Origin of the sequence: Streptomyces sp. Ru62 (assembly GCF_002920615.1) — a bacterium.
In the GTDB taxonomy this organism is placed as follows: Bacteria; Actinomycetota; Actinomycetes; order Streptomycetales; family Streptomycetaceae; genus Streptomyces.
Genome location: NZ_PQSU01000055.1, coordinates 1 through 20132 on the forward strand (window position 1 = coordinate 1; position 20132 = coordinate 20132).

The window sequence follows — 20132 nt, forward strand, 5'->3', positions numbered from 1 at the left end:
TCTGGGTCGCGTGCTCCCGGCAGCCGCGCAGCAGCAGCCGGGCACCCAGCCGAGGACGGCGCACACCCCGCGGGTCAGCGGACAGCGGCCCCTGGTCGAGGCGACGGCCACGGCCGCGTCCAGCCCGCGCACGAAGCGGCGGGCGGCGGCTATGTCCGGGTGCGCCGAGGGTCCCGTACCGGCGATGACCGGGGCGAGGACGGCGCGCAGCTCGCCGACGCGCATCCACCACAGGAACGGGGAGCCGATGACGAGGACCGGCGCGAGGGGGGTCCGGCGGCGGCCGGGGCCCGCTATCTCGTCGGGTGCCGGACGCGGGGGCGGCCCGTGGGCCGAATGGGCCCGGTCCTCCAGCCAGCTGTCGCAGTCCGGGGTGAGCGCTATGGCCGAGGGCGCCGGCACGTCCAGCCGGTCGGCGAGGTCGCGCACCATCCGGTACAGGTCGGGGGCGGCCCCCTCCGGGACCGGCACGGTGGGGCTCATGGCGGGACGGGCCCGGGCCACGACCACCGCGATACCGGCCGCGGCCAGCAGGACCAGCACCGCGAGCACGCCGACGACCCACCGGGCGGCGTCCCAGCCCGGGCCGACGAGACGGCCGGTGGAGGCGCCGGTCAGCAGGATCACCTCGGCGCCCGCGGGCAGCAGCGCCACGGCCAGCGCCCGGCCCCGGACCCGCAGCACGGCGAGGGCCCGGGAACGCGCGGCCTGCGCGCCCGCCTCCACACCGATTCCGGTCACGTGCCGATCTCGCCCCCTCCCTGGCGATCGCGTGCTGCCCTGGTCTTGCTCACTCCCCCACTGTGGCACCCGCCACTGACATCGCAATGCCGGTGGGCCAAGTGCCGGAACGCTTGCGCGGCACCCTAGTTGGGGCCCCGGCCCCCGTCAGCCATATGGGCGATCGCTCACTCGATGGAATGGCTTTGGTCAGAGCTGGGTGACAGACAGCAAAGATCAGGCCCCGGATCGTCTCCGGGGCCTGATGGGGTGCGAGGGGCGGCACGGGAGAGCCGTACCGGCCGTGGTCACGCCTGTGTCTGCGCCGCCTGCGCCGCCTGCGCCGCGATGTCGGTGCGGTGCTGCGAGCCGTCGAGCCGGATCCGGCCCACCGCCCGGTAGGCCCGCTCGCGCGCCTCGGCCAGGTCCTGGCCGGTGGCCGTGACCGACAGGACACGTCCGCCCGCGCTGACGACGGCGTCGCCGTCCCGCTCGGTGCCGGCGTGCAGCACGTACGCGTGCGGGGCGTCCTCGGCGGCCACCTCGTCCAGGCCGGTGATCGGGTCGCCGGTGCGCGGGGTGCCCGGGTAGTTGTGGGAGGCGACGACGACGGTGACGGCCGCGTCCTCGCTCCAGCGCAGCGGCGGGAGGTCGGCGAGGTTCCCGGTGGCGGCGGCCATCAGGACACCGGCCAGCGGGGTCTGGAGCCGGGCCAGCACGACCTGGGTCTCCGGGTCGCCGAAGCGGGCGTTGAACTCGATGACCCGGACCCCGCGCGAGGTGATCGCGAGACCGGCGTAGAGCAGCCCGGAGAACGGCGTGCCCCGGCGGCGCATCTCGTCCACGGTCGGCTGGAGCACCGTCTCCAGCACCTCGTCGACCAGCTTCGGGTCGGCCCACGGCAGCGGCGAGTACGCGCCCATGCCGCCCGTGTTCGGGCCCTCGTCGCCGTCCAGGGCGCGCTTGAAGTCCTGGGCGGGCTGGAGCGGGACGACCGTCTCGCCGTCGGTGATGGCGAACAGGGACACCTCGGGACCGTCGAGGAACTCCTCGATCACCACGCGCTCGCACCCGGCGGCGTGCGTCCGGGCGGCCTCGGCGTCGGAGGTGACGACGACGCCCTTGCCGGCGGCGAGACCGTCGTCCTTGACGACGTAGGGGGCGCCGAAGGCGTCGAGGGCCTCGGCGACCTCCTCGGCGGTGGTGCAGACGTAGGAGCGGGCGGTCGGCACGCCGGCCGCCGCCATGACGTCCTTGGCGAAGGCCTTGGACCCCTCGATCCGCGCGGCCTCCCGCGAGGGGCCGAAGGCCGGGATGCCCGCCGCGCGGACGGCGTCGGCGACACCGGCGACCAGCGGGGCCTCCGGGCCGACGACGACCAGGTCGGCACCGAGCCCGGTGGCCAGCGCGGCCACCGCGGCACCGTCGAGCGCGTCGACCTGGTGCAGCTCGGCGACCTCGGCGATGCCGGCGTTGCCGGGGGCGCAGTGCAGCGCGGTGACGTCGGGGTCGAGGGACAGGGAGCGGCACAGGGCGTGTTCGCGGGCGCCGCTGCCGATGACGAGGACCTTCACGGGGTCAGCCTAATGGCAAGGTTGCCGAAGCCTGGGCGCCGGGTTTGTTGGACTTTCCTCCAAAGAGGGCCCGTTCCCCGAGCACAGGGCCCGGTTCCCCGCTCACGCGGCCCGTTCCCCGAGCAGGGGCCCGTTCCCCGAGCAGGGGGCGCGTTTACTGCGCAGGGGCCCCTCACTCGTTGGAGAACTCCTCCACCACCGTCGCCCCCAGCTCACGCACGATCAGCTCGTGGCCGGAGAGCGCCGACTCGTCGAGGTCCGGGTCGTCGTCCTCAGGAATGTCGTCCTCGGGCGAGACGGGCGGTGGCTCGGGCGCGGCGGCCGGCGGCGGGGCCGGGGCGGGCGCGGCGGGCGCGGCAGGGGTGCCGCTCTGCGGGGCGGCGGGCGGCTGCGGGGACGGCTGGGAGGCTCCGGGGCGGGGTGCGGCCGGGGCGCCGCCGTAGCCACCGCCGCCGGGGGCGCCGCCAGGGCCACCGGCGGAAGAGCCGCCGTAGCCGCTGCCTCCGCCGTAGCCGCCTGCGGCCGGTGGGGCGGAGCCGCCGCCCGACGGGTCGACGACCGCCTCGATCTTCCACTGCACGTTGAACTGCTCGGCCAGCGCCTGCCGCAGCACGTCCTCGCTGCCGCTGCCGGCGAAGTTGTCCCGCGCGCCGGCGTTCACGAAGCCGAGCTGGAGCGTCGTGCCGTCGAAGCCGGTCACCTGGGCGTTCTGGCTGAGCAGGATCCAGGTGAAGCGGCGGCGGTTCTTGACGGCCTCCAGGATGTTCGGCCAGAGCGCGCGGGGGTCGAGGCCGCCGGTGGGGGCGGCCGGGGCGGAAGCCTGGGGCGCCGGGGCCGGGGCGGCCGGAGGCGTGGACTGGGCCGGCTGGTACGACGGCTGGGGCTGGGCCGGGGCCGCGCGGCCGGGACCCTGCCCCTGCCCCGCGCCCTGGCTCTCCCCCTGCCGGCCGCCCGGAGCGGTGGCCGTGGGCCAGCCACCGGGGCGTCGGCCACCGCCGGCGGGGGCGGCGGTGGGCCAGGCGCCGGGAGCGGGGGCGGCGGGGGCGGCCGGAGCCTGGGCGGCGGGAGCGGAAGCGGGAGCGGGCGTGGTCGCAGGGGCGGGGGCAGGGGGCGTGGGCACCGCAGCCGCCGGGGCGACCGGGGCGGCCGGGGCGACGGGAGCGGCCGGAGCCGGCTCACCCGGACCCGCCGGACCGGAGGGGCCACCGGGACCCACCGGAACCGCGGCCGGCGTACCGGATCCGGCCGGGCCCCCCACGGTCCGGACCGCCGCGCGAGCCGCCGCGGGCCCCCCACCGGGCGGCACGGACGGGCCACCGGCACCCGGACCGGCACCCGCGCCCGGTGCGAGGGCGCCGCCGTGGGCCTCGGGACCCGGGACGTACCCCATGGCCGGCGCGCCGGCGCCGGCGGAGAAGCCGATGCCGCGCTCCAGGCGGTCGAGCCGGGCCATCACGGACCGCTGGTCGCCGTAGGCCGCGGGGAGCAGGACGCGGGCGCAGATCAGTTCCAGCTGGAGGCGGGGCGAGGTGGCGCCGCGCATCTCGGTCAGGCCCTCGTTGACCAGATCGGCGGCGCGGCTCAGCTCGGCGGCGCCGAAGGTCTCGGCCTGGGCCTGCATCCGCTCCAGGACGTCGGCCGGGGCGTCGAGGAGCCCCTTCTCCACGGCGTCGGGCACGGCGGCGAGGATCACCAGGTCCCGCAGCCGCTCCAGCAGGTCGGCGACAAAGCGGCGCGGGTCGTTGCCCCCCTCGATGACCCGGTCGACCACCTCGAAGGCGGCGGCCCCGTCACCGGTGGCGAAGGCCTCCACGACGGAGTCGAGCAGGGAGCCGTCGGTGTAGCCGAGGAGGGAGGTGGCCATGGCGTACGTCACACCGTCCGCCCCGGCGCCGGCGAGGAGCTGGTCCATGACGGACATGGAGTCACGCACGGAGCCGGCGCCCGCGCGCACGACGAGCGGCAGGACGCCGTCCTCGACCGGGATGTCCTCCTTCTGGCACACCTCGGCCAGGTAGTCCCGCAGGGTGCCGGGCGGCACCAGCCGGAACGGGTAGTGGTGGGTCCGCGACCGGATGGTCCCGATGACCTTCTCGGGCTCGGTGGTCGCGAAGATGAACTTCAGATGCTCGGGCGGCTCCTCGACGACCTTCAGCAGCGCGTTGAAGCCGGCCGACGTGACCATGTGGGCCTCGTCGATGATGTAGATCTTGTACCGGCTGCTCGCGGGTCCGAAGAAGGCCTTCTCGCGCAGCTCACGGGCGTCGTCCACACCACCGTGAGAGGCCGCGTCGATCTCGATGACGTCGATCGATCCCGGGCCGTTCCGGGCCAGGTCGCGGCAGGACTGGCACTCTCCGCACGGCGTCGGGGTGGGACCTTGCTCACAGTTCAGACAGCGGGCCAGGATGCGCGCGCTGGTCGTCTTGCCGCATCCGCGCGGACCGCTGAACAGGTACGCGTGATTGACCCGGTTGTTCCGCAGCGCCTGCTGCAGCGGGTCGGTGACATGCTCCTGCCCGATGACCTCGGCAAAGGTCTCCGGGCGATAGCGGCGGTACAGCGCGAGAGACGACACGCATACGAGGTTAATGGCGCCCACTGACAACCGGCCCCGCCCCGGATCCGCACCCCGGACCCCGGAACGCAAGGGCCCCCCACGCACCCGCCAGAGCCGACCTACCCTTGCTGCCTTCCGGCCCTGGGGGAGTTCAGTCAGATAGCGCCGCGTGAGGGGCTGTGCCCCACAGTACCCGATCGCGGGCAGCGGTCCGAACCCGATCGGACCCACGACCCCACCCGGGGACGGCCTGCGGGAACGAGTTCGCGAGCACTCCCCTCGGTCATGTAATGTTTCCGGCGGAGGATTCGCCTAGAGGCCTAGGGCGCACGCTTGGAAAGCGTGTTGGGGGCAACCCCTCACGAGTTCGAATCTCGTATCCTCCGCCAGTGCCTCACCGGGCACGTTGTCGAAGGGCCCCACCGCTTGCGGTGGGGCCCTTCGACGTTCTCCGTCTCAGTTCCCGTCTCAGTCGGCTTCCCTTCGGTGCCGGGCGGCACCCAGAGCGCATCTCCGACTTGCTGAGCGACTTTCCGGAGCATGACTCCCGTCACATGCATGTACCGGGCCACCGGGGATCAGAAGCACGGTCGCGGCGGTGTGGCCGGCGTCGTTGCGCCGCCCGCCCCGTACGCCGGCGTCCCGCGGGAGGCCCTTCTCTTTCCGGTCAGCGCCGACTTCCGCCCGCTCCCGCTCCTCCCGGTGTTGCCGGAGCAGCTTGATCAGCGGGTCCGGAAGGCCGATCGTGCGCCGTCCGGCACGGGACTTGGTGTTCTTGTACTCACGACGGATCTGCTGTTTCTGGGGGCAGTAGCCGGCCTTGCGACCGCAGATCATCCCCGCAGCCGTGGGCGTACTTGGGCCGGAGACGGTTCTTGCGGATCCGGATGTACCCGGCGTCGAGGTCGACGTCTTCCCGGTGCAGCCCGAGTGCTTCGCCCTGGCGGAGGCCGAGGGCCAGGGCGACGACCCGGCGCGCGCTGTTGCGGAGCCTGGCCGCCTCCACGAGCGGGCTCTGTCAGCAACTCGGTCGTGACCCAGGCCGGCGGTGGCGTGTTGCCGCCTTCGGGGCCGTCGAGGCGGATGACGGCATGGAAGTGGACGGCGCCCCGCTTCTGGTACTCGGCGACCTTGGCGAACGAGATCCGGGCGTGATCACGGAAGTCGCGTTGTGTGAGGCCGGCGCGCTTGGCGACCTCTCGGGAGTCCAGGGCGGCATCCGTCTCGCTGCCGGAGGCCGCAGCGGCAGTCCCTCCGGTCTGGGCGACTGTCAAGCCGCCCGTTGACCTCGCCCATCAGTCCCACGCGTTGAAGATCACCCCGCCCAACGAGGCGATGTCATAGAAGCGAATCTGGTGCCACTCACCTTGCGTGAGCACCGAGGTGTCCACGTCGGAAAGAGGCGTGGTGAGCTGCTCGCGGTCGAAGACCACGAACCCAGCGTGCGCGAAGGTGCCTTCCCGGGCGCCGGTGCCTTGGCGTTCGGCGCGGCGCCGGCGGGAGCGCCCGCGCCCAGCACGACCGCGCCCACCGACACGGGGAGTCAGCGGATGCGACCTCCGGGGCGGAAGTGCACTGTGGTGACCAAGGGTCTTTCGCTGGAGGTGAGGGCCTTGGGGCGTTCGTTGCCTGTTGTGGCTGCTGCCGCGGCTCTGCTGGTCCCCGTCGTCTCCGTGGGCGGTACGGCGACCGCGGCGCAGGCACGGGGGCCGGCCTCCGCTCCGGCGGGCCCGTGCGCCTCCCAGGACGCGTATCCGCCGGGGGGCGGCACCGACCTGGGCGGGACGCCCCACCGGTTCAGGTACGCGGACACCCCGTACGCCGGTGCCCGCTTCGACGGGTGCGCCAACACGCTGAGGGTGTACTACGGCGGTTATTCCAGCCCCCGCTACGCCTACTACGAGGTCCGGTACACGTATCCGTCACGGCTCGGCTGGTACAGCTGGCAGCTCCGCATGGGCGAGTACCGGGTCGCCACGGTCGACGCGCCCGCGCGCGGCGACTGGAACATCAAGGTCAGGGCATGCGCCGGCGCCATCGACGAGGCGGGGCCCGGAAGCTGCACCGGCTGGTCCCCGCAACTCTTCCTGCACGCCGTCTGACCCCGTCGGCCCCTCGCCGCTACCGCGTCACCCGCACCGGTGCCGACACCGTCACCTGGTCCAGGTCCGACACGCGAACCGTCGCCTTCATCGTCCAGGTGCCGGGGAGCGGCACGGTGAAGGCGGGGGTGGACCAGTAGCCGCCGCGGTCGGTGAGCCTGGTGTCCAGGGGACCCAGGCGCTGGGACGGGAGCGAGAGGGTGACGCGGAGCTCGGGGACCGTGGAGAGGCCGCCGTCGGGGCCGTAGATCACCGCCTGGAGCGAGTTGGTGCCGACGCGGCCCGGGTCCAGGGTGAGCTGGACCTTGCCGTGGCCGCCGGGGGCGCCGGTGTCGAAGGGGATCGTGGTGACCGAGGCCGTCTGGACGCCCGTCGCCGCGGAGGGCGTGGACGAGGCGGACTCCGTCGCCGCGCGGCCGGGGACCGTGCTGGTCAGGAGGGTGGTCAGGGCCAGGACCAGCGCGGCGGCCACCGCCTCCCACAGGACCGAGCGGCGCAGGAGGTGCAGGGGTGGGGCCGGGGGTGGTTCCGGGGGGAGTTCGGGGAGCGCAGGGCCGGTGGCCGGTTCGGGGACACGTGCGCGCACGGCGGCCCCTGTCGGACGGGTCAGGCGGGCCGTCCAGGTGCGGGAGCAGGCCGCCGCGAGGAGCAGCGCGGTGACCGCCGCCAGCTTCGCCAGGAGCGTGCGGCCGTACGTCGTGTCGGTCAGCGCCTGCCAGGAGCCCAGGCCGCGCCAGGACTGGTAGACGCCGGTGACGACCAGGACCACCACCGAGGTGAACGCCAGGCGGGAGAAGCGGGCCGGGACCGAGGCCGGCAGGGCGGCCGGCGCCTCCGGGGCGCGCCGCAGTGTCCACAGCAGCGCGGCCAGGCCGCCCAGCCAGGCCGCCGTCGCCAGCAGGTGCAGGGTGGACGAGACGACCGCCGCCGGGACCTGGATGCCCGCCGAGGCGTGGTCGGACGCCGACCAGGTCAGGGCCAGGGCGACGGCGAGGACCGTGGCGGCCGCGAGGGTGGCGCGGCGCGGGAGCCTGACGCGGCGGGTTCTGAGCAGGGTGACGGCGGCCGCGGCCAGGAGCAGCAGAGCCAGGCGGAGGAGCAGGAGCCGGCCCGGGCGGGTCGTCGCCGTGTGGGTGAGGGCGGAGAGGGAGAAGGCGGTCGTCGGGGAGGCGGCCTCCTCGTAGGGGGCGCGCAGGACGTACACGGCGAGGGTGGAGGCCACCAGTGTCACGGCGGCGGCGAGGGCGGGGGCCCGCAGATGGGCCGTCGTCGGCGGGCGGCAGTACGCCACGAACGCGGCCGTGCCCAGGAGGAGGGCCAGGGAGAGGTAGGCGAGGTAGCGCGCGATGGTGTGCAGGGCCGTGGTGGCCCCGTTCTCCGCGCGGTCCTGGGGCAGGGCCGCCGGTGCCGCCGTGCGTTTCCCGACCGAGAAGGTGAGCGCGCCGGACACCGGGTGGCTGTCGGCCGACACCACCCGCCAGGCGACCGTGTACGTCCCGGTGGCGAGCCGGGCGGGGAGGGCGACCCGCGCGGTGTCGGAGCGGCCGGCGGCGTGCCCGGCGGGACCGGTGCGGAGGCGGCGGTTCTCGGGGTCGTAGACCCGGAAGGAGTCGGTCAGCAGGCCGACCGACTCGGTGAAGGTGAGGGTGACGTGGCGGGGGGCGGTGCGCAGGACGGTTCCGTCGGCGGGGTCCGTCGCGCGCAGGACGGCGTGGGCCGAGGCGGGCGTCGCCGTGCCGAGGAGGAGAACGGGGAGGAGGGCGGGGAGGAGCAGTACGAGCAGGAACGTGCCTGCCGGGCGCCGCGACGGGCCGCGGACGCGTCGTCCTCGCGGTCGCGGGACGCCGTCCCGGGCTCGCTCACGGTCTTTGCCGTGGGCTCCGTCGTGGTCCGCGTCGCGCAGCACCGTCAGCCTCCGTTCCCGCCGTGCACCCGTGCCTCCCCCTAGGTACGGGGGGAACCGGCCGCGTGCTCACCGGACCGGACGGATCGTCACTCCGCCCTGCACCACCCCGGGGAAGAGGCAGGCGCCGGCCACGTCCTCGGGACGGCCGTCGGGACCGGCGGCCCCGGCCCGGGGACGGCGGAGCAGACCGTCCTCGGGCGATCAGCTCCTCGGGCGTCGTCACCGGGGGAAGGCCACGGTCCGCTCCAGGAAGGCGAGTTGCGCGTGCTTCTCCGGCAGGTACACGTCGGGCAGGTCGACCTCGGGGAGGACGACGGTGGAGCCCCTCTCGAAGCCCTGGCGTTCGAAGCGGGCGATGGCCTTGGCGTTGCGCACGTCCGGGTCGATCACGATCCGGTGGCGGTCCAGGACCAGCAGCGCGTAGGTCGTGATCGCCGTCAGCAGGGCGGACGTCCAGCCGGGGCGCGCGCCGACGGGGCCGGCGGGGGCGAGCAGGAGGTGGACGCCGAGGTCGCCGGGGCGGACGTCGTAGCACTCGCCGACCCGGTCGGCGGACGGCTCGTACGTCTGGAGGAGCGCGGCCGGTTCCCCGTCCACGGTGACCAGGTGGGCATGGTGGGTGTCGAGCGTGTCCATGTGGGCGTAGATCTCGGCGACCTGGGCCCGGGTGAGGCCGTTCATCCCCCAGAACGCGGCGCGTTCGTCGCTGACCCAGGCGTGGACCAGGTCCGCGTCGCCCTCCGGGTCGAGGGGCCGGACACGGACGGTGCCGTAACCGTCGACGTGCTGGACGTGCAGGTCAGTCATCGGATGCCTCGATCTCGTCGGTTTCCTCGGATGCGTCCATGGGTTCGGGGGTGAGCCGGGCCCGGTCGGTGACCACCGGGGCCAGTTCTCCCGCGGTCCACAGGGGGAGCTGGTCGCGGTGGTGGGCGGCGCCGGGTACGCCGTCGGCGCCGAACGGGACCACCCAGCGGCTGTTGGCGCGGTCGGCCAGGTCCCAGACGTAGCGGGCGGCCGGGCCGCGGGCGGCGCGGTCGGTGAGACCGGGGACGGCGGAGGTGCACAGCACGCAGTCGTGGTCGCCGCCGAGACCGGGTTCGTCCGCGCCGCCGGAGTGGGGGTCCGGCGGCAGCGCCGTCCAGGGGGCAAGGCGGTGGGTGGCCGACCAGGGGCCGGTGGGGGGTGCGGCGGCGACCTCCTCCAGGGCGGTGCGGACGGCCGCCGCGCGGTCGATGCCGTACAGGTCCTCGGCGCGCAGGAGGTGTTCGAGGGCGTGGCCGACGCGCGGGACGAGGGCCAGCCAGGGAAGCAGGACGTCCGGGTAGGCCGGGGGCTCGGCGAGCGGGGCGAACACCGGGTGGGCGGCGAGGTGGCGCACGACCGCGCCGCGCACCGCCGCGTACGCCGCCGCGTCCGTGCTGTCCGCCGCCATCCGGCGGTCCCAGGCGAGCAGTCGGTCCCGGAGGGCCGCCGCGGCCGGGCTGAGGCCGGTGAGGGCGGTGAGGTGGTCCAGGAGGGCCGCGGCGGAACCGAGGTGGGTGTCGGTGTGGATCGCGGCCATGCCGTCTGCGGTCCAGGTGGGACGCGCGTCGAGGAGGGCGCGGATGCGGCTGGCGCGGTGGGGCGGGGCGAACTCGACGCCGAGGGGGGTGGCGAGGCCGCGGGCGTTGGCCATCACCGCGATGCCGTCCTCGGTGGCCGGGCGGGCGTACGGCGTCTCCTGCACGCCGTGCCATTCATGGCCGGGTTCCCAGGCCGGGACCGGCTTCAGGCGGTTGGCCTCGGCACGGAGGGGGACGTGGCCGGCGACGCGGTGCAGGGTGCCTCCGGCGGTGTCGGCGGCCTGTACGACGTTGACCGGCTCGGTCCAGGCGTCCAGGGCGGTGTCGATGTCGGCGACCGTACGGGAGCGGAGGAGGGGGAGGAGGGCGCTGAACCCGAGGTCTTCCGTCACGCGGGGCGGGTAGCGCAGGGCGAGCGCCTCGGCCGCGCCGTAGGCCGGATCCTCGCTCGCACCCGCGCCGGCGGTGCGGCTTGCGCCGCCGGGTACGGATGGCCCTGACGGTACGTCCCCGCCGTCGGCGACCTCGCGTCCGCGCGGGCGGCCGGGCTCGGTGGGTGTCCGGGGCGGACGCTGGGAGCTGCCGGCCGGGGAGGCGGCGTGGGACGGGGAGGCGGAGTGCGCCGACAAGGCGTCGTCGGCCACGGGGGCGACTACGGCCGAGGAGGCGTCCCCGGCCGGAGAGAACGGCGTTGAGCCGGGGTTCCGACGGGGGTGGGCGGGGGTTTCGGGGTTCGTCCTCGTCGTGTGCCGGGAGATGTCCGCGTTCTGCGGCGGCCCCGCGTCGATCGCGTCAAGGCCCTCCGGTCCCCCGGCTATCACCGGGCCCCGGGGTGTCTCCACGAGCTCTATCTCGACGGGGGGTTCGCCCGCGATGTGGACGGTCTCCGTGTGGCGGGTGGCGCGGTGCCAGGTGCCGTCCGGGCCCAGGGCCTCGATGCCCGCGCCGGTGCGGCGGAGCCGTTCGCGGTAGAGGTCCTGGTAGTCGGCCATGGCGTTGGTGATGGCCCAGGCGACCGTGCCGGTGTGGCCGAAGTGGGCGATGCCGGGGATGCCGGGCACGGCCAGGCCGACGACGTCGAACTCGGGGCAGGAGAGGTGGATCTGCTGATAGACACCGGGGTCTTCGATGAAGCGGTGCGGGTCGCCGGCGATGAGGGCGTACCCCGTGTCCGTGCGGTCGCCGGTGACCAGCCAGCCGTTGCTGCCCGCCGTACCGGGCCCGTCGGTGGCGAACAGGCCGACCGCCTCCGGGCCGAGGTGCCGTACCGCCCGCTCGCGCCAGAGCTTGGCGGGGAAGCCCGCGAAGAGGATGTGCGTGCCGAGCCAGACGGCGAGGGGCGTCCACGGCTGCCAGCGGCCGGGGGTCAGGCCGGCACGGGCGAACTCGGGGGCGCGGCCGGCGCCGACGGGCAGCCCCTCGTTGACCCCGTCGACGTACGCCCGTACCCAGTCGGCCGTCTCCGGGTCCCGCCGTTCCAGCGTGGCGAAGCAGCGGCGGGCGGTGTCGTCGAGCCGGGCCCGGCGGGCGAAGACGTCCCAGGAGAGCGCCTCGGCGCCGAGGAAGGAGGCGGAGGTGCCCTGGGCGCGGTGGCGTTCGACCTCCAGCTGCCAGGCCCGGTCGTGGGCGGTGACCCGGCCCTGGGCACGGGCGAGTTCACGGGCGCTGGACGCCCGCAGGTGGGGGATGCCCCAGGCGTCGCGGTAGGTCTCGATGGTCACCCGGGAGTCTCCCTGCACGCTGCTCTTTAGGTTAGCCTTGCCTAAGTTTTCTGTGGCGGAATCGTACGCGAACGATGGAGGGGTCATGGGGCAGGGGCGGGGTTGGGAAGGCGCGGTCCTCAGACTGCTGCGCGCCAAGGACTTCCTGCTGACCGTTCTCGACGCGGAGGACGTCACGCCGAAGTACCGGCGGCTCCGGCTGAGCGACGGCGGACTGCTCGCCGCGACCGGCGTCCACCCCACCATGTGGGTACGGCTGTGGTTTACCGCCGACGGCCGGCCCCACCAGCGCGCCTACACGCTGGTCGACCCCGACCCCGTCGCCGGCACCTTCGGCCTGGAGTTCGCCCTGCACGAGGGCACGGCCTCCGACTGGGCGCGGGCCGCGCGGCCCGGCGACACGATCGAGGCCACCGTCCAGGGCACCGGCTTCCAGGACCCCGAACCGGCGCCTTCCCACGTCGTCGCGATCGGCGACCCGGCCTCGCTGCCCGCGCTCAACTCCCTGCTCGGCGCGCTGGGTCCGGCCCCGGCCACGGTCTGGTTCGAGGGGGACCCGGCGGGGCTGCCCTGTCGGACCGAGCCGGGCCGGCACGAGATGCGGGCGGTGCCGCGCCGGGACGCGGGCGCCCACCTGGTGGAACGGATCCGCGCCGAGCTCCCCGCCGTCCTCGCCGGCACCCCGCACCCGTACGTCTGGATCGCCTGCGACACGGCGACCACCCGCACGCTCGCGACCTACGTCCGCAAAGACCTCGGCGTGCCGAGGCAGCGGGTGCACGCCCTGGGGTACTGGCGCGCGGAGTGAGCGACGACGCGCGAGCCGCGACCACGGGGGCGAGCGCGCGCGGTGAGCGGCGACATGCGAGCCGGGACCACGGGGGCGAGTGGGCACCCAGCGGGCGGAGCCACCCCGCGCGCGGGATCATCGACGCATGGACGTCACCCTGCACCTCGCCCAGGACCCCGCGGCCGACGCGCTGCTCGGGCGCTCCGCGCTCGCCGCGCTGACCGGGATGCTGCTGGACCAGCAGATCCCCATGGAGTGGGCGTTCAAGGGACCCCGCACCATCGCCGACCGGCTCGGCACGGACGACCTGGACGCGCACGAGATCGCGGCGATGGATCCCGAGGCCTTCGCCACGCTGCTCTCCGAGAAGCCCGCGGTGCACCGCTACCCGGGCTCGATGGCGAAGCGGATCCAGCAGCTGTGCCAGTACCTCGTCGAGCACTACGACGGGGACGCGGAGGCGGTCTGGCGGGGCGTCGACAGCGGGGCCGAGCTGCTGCGGCGGCTGGAGGACCTGCCGGGGTTCGGCAAGCAGAAGGCACAGATCTTCCTGGCCCTGCTCGGCAAGCGGCTCGGCGTCGCGCCCGAGGGCTGGCGGGAGGCCGCGGGTGCCTACGGCGAACCGAAGTCCTTCCGGTCCGTCGCCGACATCACCGGCCCCGAGTCCCTGGCCAAGGTCCGCGCCCACAAACAGGAGATGAAGGCGGCGGCGAAGGCGGCCAAGGCGACGAAGAGGTAAGGCCACCGGCCGACTGCCGCCAGTGGCTGGAAGGGGCCCGGCCTCGGACGGCCAGGGGAGGGTCCCCCTCCTGGGCGGCCGATTTCCGTCGCCACGGGGCCAAGCGCGCCGATGACCACCGGGCGGCCGGGCCCCGCTCGGGTCTCGTGACGCGCTGGAGAGGGACCTCCGGACGCTCCCCCCAACGGGACGGGCGCCCGCCTCACCACCGACCCGCCGAGCCGCCGAGCCGCTGACCCCACCGCCCCATCACCCGCTCGGCCCACCCCGCTCGCCCCCGCCGCCCGGCCGGTCTCAGCATGGGGCATGAGCGAGGTACCGAGCAGCGGTCCCGAGCGGGACCGGGCGTACGACGACCGGCATGTTCACGCGGGGGCATCACCGGGCGGCCACCCCGCCGCGGCGCCGCCCGGCACTCACCATGAACCGGAGCCGCCGTTCGAGGGCCCGCTGCACGCCCTGTCCCGGGCCGCCTGGCAGATCGTCCTGCTCACCGGCATCGGTTCCCTGGTGCTCGGCGTCCTGGTGCTGGTCTGGCCGGGCGCCTCCCTGCTGGCCGCCGGTGTGCTGTTCGGCGTCTACCTGCTGTACAGCGGGGTCCTCCAGCTGGTGTCCGCGTTCGGCACGCACCGGGCGACCTCCCTGCGCGTCCTCGCCTTCATCAGCGGCGCGCTGTCCATCCTGCTCGGCCTGTTCTGCTTCCGCGGGCCCATGCAGTCGATCCTGCTGCTCGCCCTGTGGATCGGCATCGGCTGGCTGTTCCGCGGCATCACGCAGACCCTGGCCGCCGTGCACGACTCCCGGATGCCCGCCCGGGGCTGGCAGATCTTCCTCGGGATCCTGACCTTCATCGCCGGGATCGTGCTCATCGACTCGCCGTTCGAGTCGGTGGCCGTGCTGACCCTCGTCGGCGGGATCTGGCTGGTCGCGGTGGGGATCGTGGAGATCGTGACCGCGTTCGGCATCCGCGGCCGGGCGCGCCGTGTACCGCAGACACTGTGACCACCGCCGCGACCAACGCCGTACTCCCCACTGCGACCGCCCCCGCGACGGCTCCCTCCCCCGGCCGCCACCGCCCCGTTTCCAGCACCGGGACCACCATCCCCGGCACGACTGCCGCCACGCCCGGCACGACCGCCGCCACGCCCGGCACGACCGTCACCACTCCCGGCACGACCGCCGCCACCGTGACCGCGGCCGCCCCCGATGACCGTTGAACCCCGCACACCCCATGTACTCCGGACGGGTGGACCTCGCCCCCGGCATGCTGCCCTTCCCGCGTGCCGCGGGAAAAGAGCAGGTGTGAGCAGGAGCAGGAGGACGCCCCGGGGCCGTACCTGGCTACGCGTCCTCGTGCTGCTCCTCGCCCTGTGGGTGCCCGGCGCGCACGTGCCGGCGCAGGCGGTGCCGGATCTCGCCGTGGCCGCGGAGACGGCCGAGCACGACGTCCTCGACACACCGCTGCGGCCGCCCGCCCGCGCGCTCCACCGGGCCGACACGCCCGAGCGCCCCGCGCCGCTCCCCGCCCCGGCGCCCGCTGTTGCGGCGGCCCGTCCGGGTCCCGCCGCGCCCCGGGCGCCGTACACCGCGCCCCTGCTGCGCACGGTGGTCCTGCGCTGCTGACGGACCCGCGTCCCCGCGAGGTCGGTCGGCTCGACGCAAGGAGCAGCACAGCCATGCCCAAGGATCCCTACGCCGTCCTGCGCGCCCTGCTGCGCGCGGAGGCCCGGCGCGGTACGGCCCCCCGGCCGGACCAGCGGACACCGGAACCCCAGCGGTCACCCGAGGAACGGGACCGCTGACCCGGCGCCGGCGGGGGCGGGCTACCGCCTCCGCCGGGCGGTGCCGAAGAGCGAACGGGTGATCTCGCGGCCGAGCTGGGTGCCGACCGAACGGGCCAGCGACTTGAACATCCCGCTGCTGACGACCTGTTCGACCAGCGACGGCTCCTCCCGGGGAGCGCGCGCGGCAGCCGGCTTCGGCGGCTGTTCCGCCGGCCGGGCGGCGCTCAGCCTCTCGTATGCCGACTCGCGGTCCACAGCCTGTGCATAACGGTCGTGGAGCGGGGAGTCACGGACCGCCCGGTCCAGTTCGGCGGGGTCCAGCGGACCCATCAGGGACTGCGGGGCGCGCAGCCGGGTGGCGGCGACCGGGGTCGGCGCGCCGGTCTCGCCGAGCACGGTCACCACGGCCTCCCCGGTGCCCAGCCCGGTGAGCAGTTCCTCCAGGTCGTACGCCGATCTCGGGAAGGTCTGCACGGTCGCCCGCAGGGCCTTGTGGTCGTCGGGGGTGAAGGCGCGCAGGGCGTGCTGGACGCGGTTGCCGAGCTGGCCGAGGACGTCGCCGGGGACGTCCTTGGGAGTCTGGGTGACGAAGAAGACGCCGACGCCCTTGGAGCGGATCAGACGGACCGTCTGGGTGATCGACTCCAGGAACGCCCTGGACGCGTCGTCGAACAGCAGGTGCGCCTCGTCGAAGAAGAAGACCAGCTTGGGCTTGTCGGCGTCGCCGATCTCGGGCAGGTCATGGAAGAGGTCGGCGAGCAGCCACATCAGGAACGTCGAGAAGAGCAGCGGTTTGTCCTGCACCGCCGCGAGCTCCAGGACCGAGACGATGCCCCGCCCGTCCTCCGCCGTGCGCAGGAAGTCCGCCGTGCCGAACTCCGGCTCGCCGAAGAAGTCCGTCATGCCCTGTGCCTCGAAGGCCGTGAGGGAGCGCAGGATCACCCCGGCCGTGGCGCTGGACAGGCCGCCGATGTTCCTCAGTTCGGCCTTGCCCTCGTCGGAGGTGAGGAAGGCGACGACCGCGCGCAGGTCCTTGAGGTCGATCAGCTCCAGGCCCTTGGTGTCGGCGTAGTGGAAGATCAGGCCGAGGGACTGTTCCTGGGTCGGGTTCAGCCGGAGCACCTTGGCCAGCAGTACGGGGCCGAAACTGGTGACGGTGGCCCGTACGGGGATGCCGTGGCCGAGGCCGCCGAGCGCGAAGAACTCCGCCGGGAAGCCGGCCGGGGTCCACTCCTGGCCCACGTCGGCGGCCCGCTTGCGCACCCGCTCGTTCGGCTGTCCCGGCCGCGCGATGCCGGACAGGTCGCCCTTGATGTCCGCGAGGAACACGGGCACGCCCTGCGCCGACAGCTGCTCGGCGATCAGCTGGAGGGTCTTGGTCTTGCCGGTGCCGGTGGCGCCCGCGACCAGCCCGTGCCGGTTGAGCACGGGCAGCGGGATGCGGACCGGCGCGTCGGCGCGACACGCCCCGTCCCACAGGAGGGCGCCGAGATCGAGCGCGGGGCCGGTGAAGGCGTAACCGGAGGTGATCTTCCGGGCCTCCGCGGGCAGTGCGGGCGTCCCCTGCGGGCCGTCGGGCGGCACGGTCTCGCTGTCACTCATCTCCGACCCCTGTCCCCGTAGTTACCCATATGCCCGATTTGATCCATCTTTTCAAGCCTCGCACTCCGTCGCCATGGCTGCGCCCGGAACGTCTTGGCCGGTAGGCTTTCCGTGTGATCTTCAAGCGCATCGGAAACGGCCGGCCGTACCCCGACCACGGCCGGGAGAGCACCCGGCAGTGGGCGGACGTCGCGCCGCGCCCGGTCCGCCTCGATCAGCTCGTCACCACCAAGCAGCAGCTCGATCTGGAGACCCTGCTGGCGGAGGACTCGACGTTCTACGGCGACCTCTTCGCGCACGTCGTGAAGTGGCAGGGCGACCTCTACCTGGAGGACGGCCTGCACCGCGCGGTCCGCGCCGCCCTCCAGCAGCGCCAGGTGCTGCACGCGCGCGTGCTTGAGCTCGACTGACCCGGCGCGACACGGCCGTTGGCCCTTTCGGGTTCCGCTGAGCGGCATCGGGCGGCATCGACTGATCATCTGATAGGCATCGCCGCTCGGGCGCACTACGCTGCGCCCATGAGCATGCTGACTCCCCCCGGCATGGGCGGCCAGTACCGCATCACGGGGGACAAATACCCTCGGATGCGTCCGCCCCGGCGGCGCGGCAGGCTCGTGGCCGTCGTGGTGGCGTCCGTCGCCGCGCTCGGCCTGATCGGCTGGGGCACGCTCCAGCTCATCGACGTCTTCACCGGCGGCGACAAGTACACGGCAAGCGGTTCCACGACGGGCTGCCGGACCAGGACCGCCGCGGCGCCCGCGGCCCAGGGGCACGCCCTGCCCAGGCCCGGCCAGATCACCGTGAACGTCTACAACGCGACCAAGCGCACGGGGCTCGCCAAGACCACCGCGGACGAGCTGAAGAAACGCGGCTTCAAGATCGGCGCTGTGGGCAACGCGTCGAAGCAGTACGACAAGAAGGTCAAGGGCACCGGGATACTCCTCGGCTCCGCCGCCGCGCAGGACACCTCACTGCGCGTCCTTGGCACCCAGCTCGACGGTGCGCAACTGCGCGCCGACAGCCGCAAGGGAGCCGACCTCGACCTCGTCATCGGCGACGCCTTCAAGGGGCTGGCCAAGCAGGGAGCGGCCGATCAGGCTCTGGCCAAGCTGAGCGAGCCCGCCCCGACGGCCTCTCCGAAGAAGAGCTGCTGAAGGGAAGGGGCGCGGGGAACTGCGCGAGAACCACTCACGCCCCCGCACCCGCGCACGGCGATCGAGCCGCACCCCGGTGGGCGAAGACCTACTCCGCCGCCCCGTAGAGGCGGTCCCCCGCGTCCCCCAGCCCCGGCACGATGTACCCGAGCTCGTTGAGGTGGTCGTCCACGGCCGCCGTGACCACGGTGACCGGCGTCCCCGCCAGCTCCCGCTCCATGACCTCGACGCCCTCGGGGGCGGCCAGCAGGACCACCGCCGTGACGTCGTCGGCGCCGCGCTTGATCAGTTCCTGGATCGCCGCGACCAGCGTGCCGCCCGTGGCCAGCATCGGGTCGAGGACGTACACCTGGCGGCCCGAGAGGTCCTCCGGCATGCGCGAGGCGTACGTGGACGCCTGGAGCGTCTCCTCGTTGCGGATCATGCCCAGGAAGCCCACCTCGGCGGTCGGCAGCAGCCGGACCATGCCGTCCAGCATGCCGAGGCCGGCCCGCAGGATCGGCACCACCAGGGGACGGGGGCGGGCGAGCTTCACGCCCGTGGTCCGCGCGACCGGCGTCTGGATGTCGACGGCCTCGGTGCGCACGTCCCGCGTGGCCTCGTAGGCGAGCAGGGTGACCAGTTCGTCGGCGAGCCGCCGGAAGGTCGCGGAGTCGGTGCGCTGGTCGCGCAGCGTGGTGAGCTTGTGGGCGACCAGGGGGTGGTCGACGACATGGAGACGCATGCCCCTAACGGTACCTGCGCCCCGGGCCGCCCTCGCGCTGGCGTCAAACCGGCCATCCGGGGGAAAGTGGGAGGGACGGACTGGGGTGGTGTGACGTGTCTGACCTGCCTGACCTGCCCGCGGACGCCTCCGGGCCCACCGGCGACACGGCCGGCCCCGCTGCGCGGTCCGCGCGGACCGATTCCGACAAGCCCGAGAGCGAGAGCGAACGCCGGCGCCGCCGCGCGCAGTTCCTGCGCGAACTCGCCGAGGCCCGTGCGCTGCGCGCCCGCGTCCAGCCCCGGCGCGCCAAGGCCGCACGGTTGCGCCACGCGATGCGTATGCGGACGTTCCGCTGGTAGTTCCAGGGCCCGTTCGCGTGACGGAGGAGCCACGCTCGCGCCGGTGTCGGGAGGTGGGCGTGCGTGAGCGCCGGGAAAAGCCGCGTACGATCCGCAGGTGGCGGCAATGAGCGCGCTGGTGAGCCGATCACGGATCCACGATCGAAACAGCCAGACACAGGGAGCCGAAGACGTCCCCTGGAGGCCTTGTTTCTGCCACGATTCCGAGTGGGTGGGGCTCGGAGCCCAGCTCTCTCCGCCCAAGTACCTCCGCCGGGGGGACCCCCAACCGGCACGCCTATGACCAGTGGGAGAGTCACGGTGTACTTCGCCGCACTGCTCGCGCGCACCGAAGACGGGTGGGAAGCGAGCGACACAGAGCTCGACGATGTGGAGACCCTGTCGGATCTGGCCGACCTGGCCCGGGAAGCCTCTCCCGACGAGGACACGGTGCTCGTCCTGATCGAACAGGAGGACGCCTGGTTCGGTGTCGTCCGCGTGGACGGCGAGGACGACCCTCGCATCTACGTCTCGGACGCCGCCGCCGCCCAGCGCAGCGCGTACGGGGAGCTGCTGCTCACCGACGAGCTGCTCGGCCGGGAGCCCGGCGCGGACGACGGTCCGGACCTGGACTCCCTGGACCTCGACGGCACCGAGGACGGCGAGTCCGAGGACGACGAGGAGGAGGGTGGTGCCGCCACCGACGCGGTGCCGCACAGCCCGGTGGGCGACAGCGAGATCCTGGACGACCTGGGCATCAGCGAGAAGGAGCTGCGCGCGCTGGACGCCGACGACGCGCTGAACACGATCGCCGAGGCGCTGGGTGCCTCGGAGGTGCTGGAGACCGTCCGCTGACCACGCCACAGCGGGC

The 20132-nt window shown here is 74.1% G+C and carries 20 protein-coding genes, 1 tRNA gene, 1 other RNA gene and 2 pseudogenes; 12 read left to right on the forward strand and 12 right to left on the reverse strand.

The window, feature by feature from the left end; genetic code table 11:
* From C3492_RS41370 to ffs, 4 genes and pseudogenes are all read right to left on the reverse strand, one after another.
* A pseudogene (locus C3492_RS41370) lies at positions 1-741 on the reverse strand (hypothetical protein); the annotation flags it as partial.
* Positions 742-1028: 287 nt separating this feature from the next.
* Positions 1029-2294 carry a phosphoribosylamine--glycine ligase gene (purD, locus tag C3492_RS41375; RefSeq protein WP_103817740.1) on the reverse strand — a complete coding sequence of 422 codons (1266 nt, stop codon included), beginning with the start codon at positions 2292-2294 and terminating at the stop codon, positions 1029-1031.
* A gap of 172 nt (positions 2295-2466) precedes the next feature.
* On the reverse strand, positions 2467-4872 hold the full coding sequence (locus C3492_RS41380) for a DNA polymerase III subunit gamma and tau (RefSeq protein ID WP_103817741.1): 2406 nt from the start codon (positions 4870-4872) through the stop codon (positions 2467-2469).
* A 67-nt stretch (positions 4873-4939) separates the two neighbouring features.
* Positions 4940-5036, reverse strand: an RNA gene (ffs, locus tag C3492_RS41385) — signal recognition particle sRNA small type.
* Positions 5037-5155: 119 nt separating this feature from the next.
* Here ffs and C3492_RS41390 point away from each other — a divergent pair.
* Positions 5156-5243, forward strand: a tRNA-Ser gene (locus tag C3492_RS41390).
* A gap of 392 nt (positions 5244-5635) precedes the next feature.
* Here C3492_RS41390 and C3492_RS47095 read toward each other — a convergent pair.
* From C3492_RS47095 to C3492_RS45025, 3 genes and pseudogenes are all read right to left on the reverse strand, one after another.
* Complete coding sequence (locus C3492_RS47095) at positions 5636-5860, reverse strand: hypothetical protein (protein ID WP_374938432.1); 225 nt, start codon at positions 5858-5860, stop codon at positions 5636-5638.
* A pseudogene (locus C3492_RS46490) lies at positions 5859-6056 on the reverse strand (replication initiator); the annotation flags it as partial. The gene C3492_RS47095 and the pseudogene C3492_RS46490, both read right to left, overlap by 2 nt.
* A gap of 93 nt (positions 6057-6149) precedes the next feature.
* Positions 6150-6287, reverse strand: coding sequence for a hypothetical protein (locus C3492_RS45025; protein WP_181140828.1), 138 nt, complete (start codon positions 6285-6287; stop codon positions 6150-6152).
* A 201-nt stretch (positions 6288-6488) separates the two neighbouring features.
* Between C3492_RS45025 and C3492_RS41405 the strand changes: the two genes are divergently transcribed.
* Complete coding sequence (locus C3492_RS41405) at positions 6489-6956, forward strand: hypothetical protein (protein WP_103817742.1); 468 nt, start codon at positions 6489-6491, stop codon at positions 6954-6956.
* A 19-nt stretch (positions 6957-6975) separates the two neighbouring features.
* Here the strand turns inward: C3492_RS41405 and C3492_RS41410 are convergent, their stop codons facing one another.
* The 3 genes from C3492_RS41410 to C3492_RS41420 form a co-directional block, all read right to left on the reverse strand.
* Positions 6976-8862 carry a copper resistance CopC family protein gene (locus C3492_RS41410; protein ID WP_103817743.1) on the reverse strand — a complete coding sequence of 629 codons (1887 nt, stop codon included), beginning with the start codon at positions 8860-8862 and terminating at the stop codon, positions 6976-6978.
* Between the two features lie 219 nt (positions 8863-9081).
* Positions 9082-9669, reverse strand: coding sequence for a GNAT family N-acetyltransferase (locus C3492_RS41415; protein WP_103817744.1), 588 nt, complete (start codon positions 9667-9669; stop codon positions 9082-9084).
* On the reverse strand, positions 9662-12148 hold the full coding sequence (locus tag C3492_RS41420; protein WP_103817745.1) for a penicillin acylase family protein: 2487 nt from the start codon (positions 12146-12148) through the stop codon (positions 9662-9664). Before C3492_RS41420 ends, C3492_RS41415 begins: the two co-directional genes overlap by 8 nt.
* An 85-nt stretch (positions 12149-12233) precedes the next feature.
* Between C3492_RS41420 and C3492_RS41425 the strand changes: the two genes are divergently transcribed.
* From C3492_RS41425 to C3492_RS46495, 6 genes are all read left to right on the forward strand, one after another.
* Positions 12234-12956, forward strand: a complete 723-nt coding sequence (locus C3492_RS41425) for a siderophore-interacting protein (RefSeq protein ID WP_103817746.1) — start codon at positions 12234-12236, stop codon at positions 12954-12956.
* A gap of 127 nt (positions 12957-13083) precedes the next feature.
* On the forward strand, positions 13084-13677 hold the full coding sequence (locus tag C3492_RS41430) for an HhH-GPD-type base excision DNA repair protein (protein ID WP_103817747.1): 594 nt from the start codon (positions 13084-13086) through the stop codon (positions 13675-13677).
* A 306-nt stretch (positions 13678-13983) separates the two neighbouring features.
* On the forward strand, positions 13984-14679 hold the full coding sequence (locus C3492_RS41435) for an HdeD family acid-resistance protein (RefSeq protein ID WP_103817748.1): 696 nt from the start codon (positions 13984-13986) through the stop codon (positions 14677-14679).
* The gene (locus C3492_RS41440) at positions 14676-14894 is read left to right on the forward strand and encodes a hypothetical protein (RefSeq protein WP_103817749.1); all 219 of its coding nucleotides are present in this window, start codon (positions 14676-14678) and stop codon (positions 14892-14894) included. The genes C3492_RS41435 and C3492_RS41440 overlap by 4 nt, the downstream gene beginning before the upstream one ends.
* 85 nt (positions 14895-14979) lie before the next feature.
* Positions 14980-15300, forward strand: a complete 321-nt coding sequence (locus C3492_RS41445; protein WP_146075799.1) for a hypothetical protein — start codon at positions 14980-14982, stop codon at positions 15298-15300.
* Between the two features lie 53 nt (positions 15301-15353).
* Positions 15354-15479, forward strand: a complete 126-nt coding sequence (locus C3492_RS46495; protein ID WP_014673632.1) for a hypothetical protein — start codon at positions 15354-15356, stop codon at positions 15477-15479.
* A 21-nt stretch (positions 15480-15500) separates the two neighbouring features.
* On the opposite strand, the gene C3492_RS41450 is transcribed toward C3492_RS46495, so the two are convergent.
* Positions 15501-17063 (reverse strand): helicase HerA-like domain-containing protein, encoded by a 1563-nt coding sequence (locus C3492_RS41450; protein ID WP_103817751.1) that lies wholly within the window; start codon positions 17061-17063, stop codon positions 15501-15503.
* 113 nt (positions 17064-17176) lie between these two features.
* Here C3492_RS41450 and C3492_RS41455 point away from each other — a divergent pair, with 113 nt between their 5' ends.
* Together C3492_RS41455 and C3492_RS41460 are read left to right on the forward strand one after the other, a co-directional pair.
* On the forward strand, positions 17177-17473 hold the full coding sequence (locus C3492_RS41455) for a type II toxin-antitoxin system VapB family antitoxin (RefSeq protein WP_004943146.1): 297 nt from the start codon (positions 17177-17179) through the stop codon (positions 17471-17473).
* Positions 17474-17581: 108 nt separating this feature from the next.
* Positions 17582-18217, forward strand: coding sequence for a LytR C-terminal domain-containing protein (locus C3492_RS41460; protein WP_258056209.1), 636 nt, complete (start codon positions 17582-17584; stop codon positions 18215-18217).
* 88 nt (positions 18218-18305) lie between these two features.
* On the opposite strand, the gene upp is transcribed toward C3492_RS41460, so the two are convergent.
* The gene (upp, locus tag C3492_RS41465; protein ID WP_103817752.1) at positions 18306-18941 is read right to left on the reverse strand and encodes a uracil phosphoribosyltransferase; all 636 of its coding nucleotides are present in this window, start codon (positions 18939-18941) and stop codon (positions 18306-18308) included.
* 95 nt (positions 18942-19036) lie between these two features.
* Between upp and C3492_RS41470 the strand changes: the two genes are divergently transcribed.
* The gene (locus C3492_RS41470; protein WP_103817753.1) at positions 19037-19282 is read left to right on the forward strand and encodes a hypothetical protein; all 246 of its coding nucleotides are present in this window, start codon (positions 19037-19039) and stop codon (positions 19280-19282) included.
* Between the two features lie 300 nt (positions 19283-19582).
* A complete protein-coding gene (locus C3492_RS41475) occupies positions 19583-20116 on the forward strand; it encodes a hypothetical protein (RefSeq protein WP_103817754.1) in 534 nt (177 codons plus the stop codon).
* Positions 20117-20132: the final 16 nt, after the last annotated feature.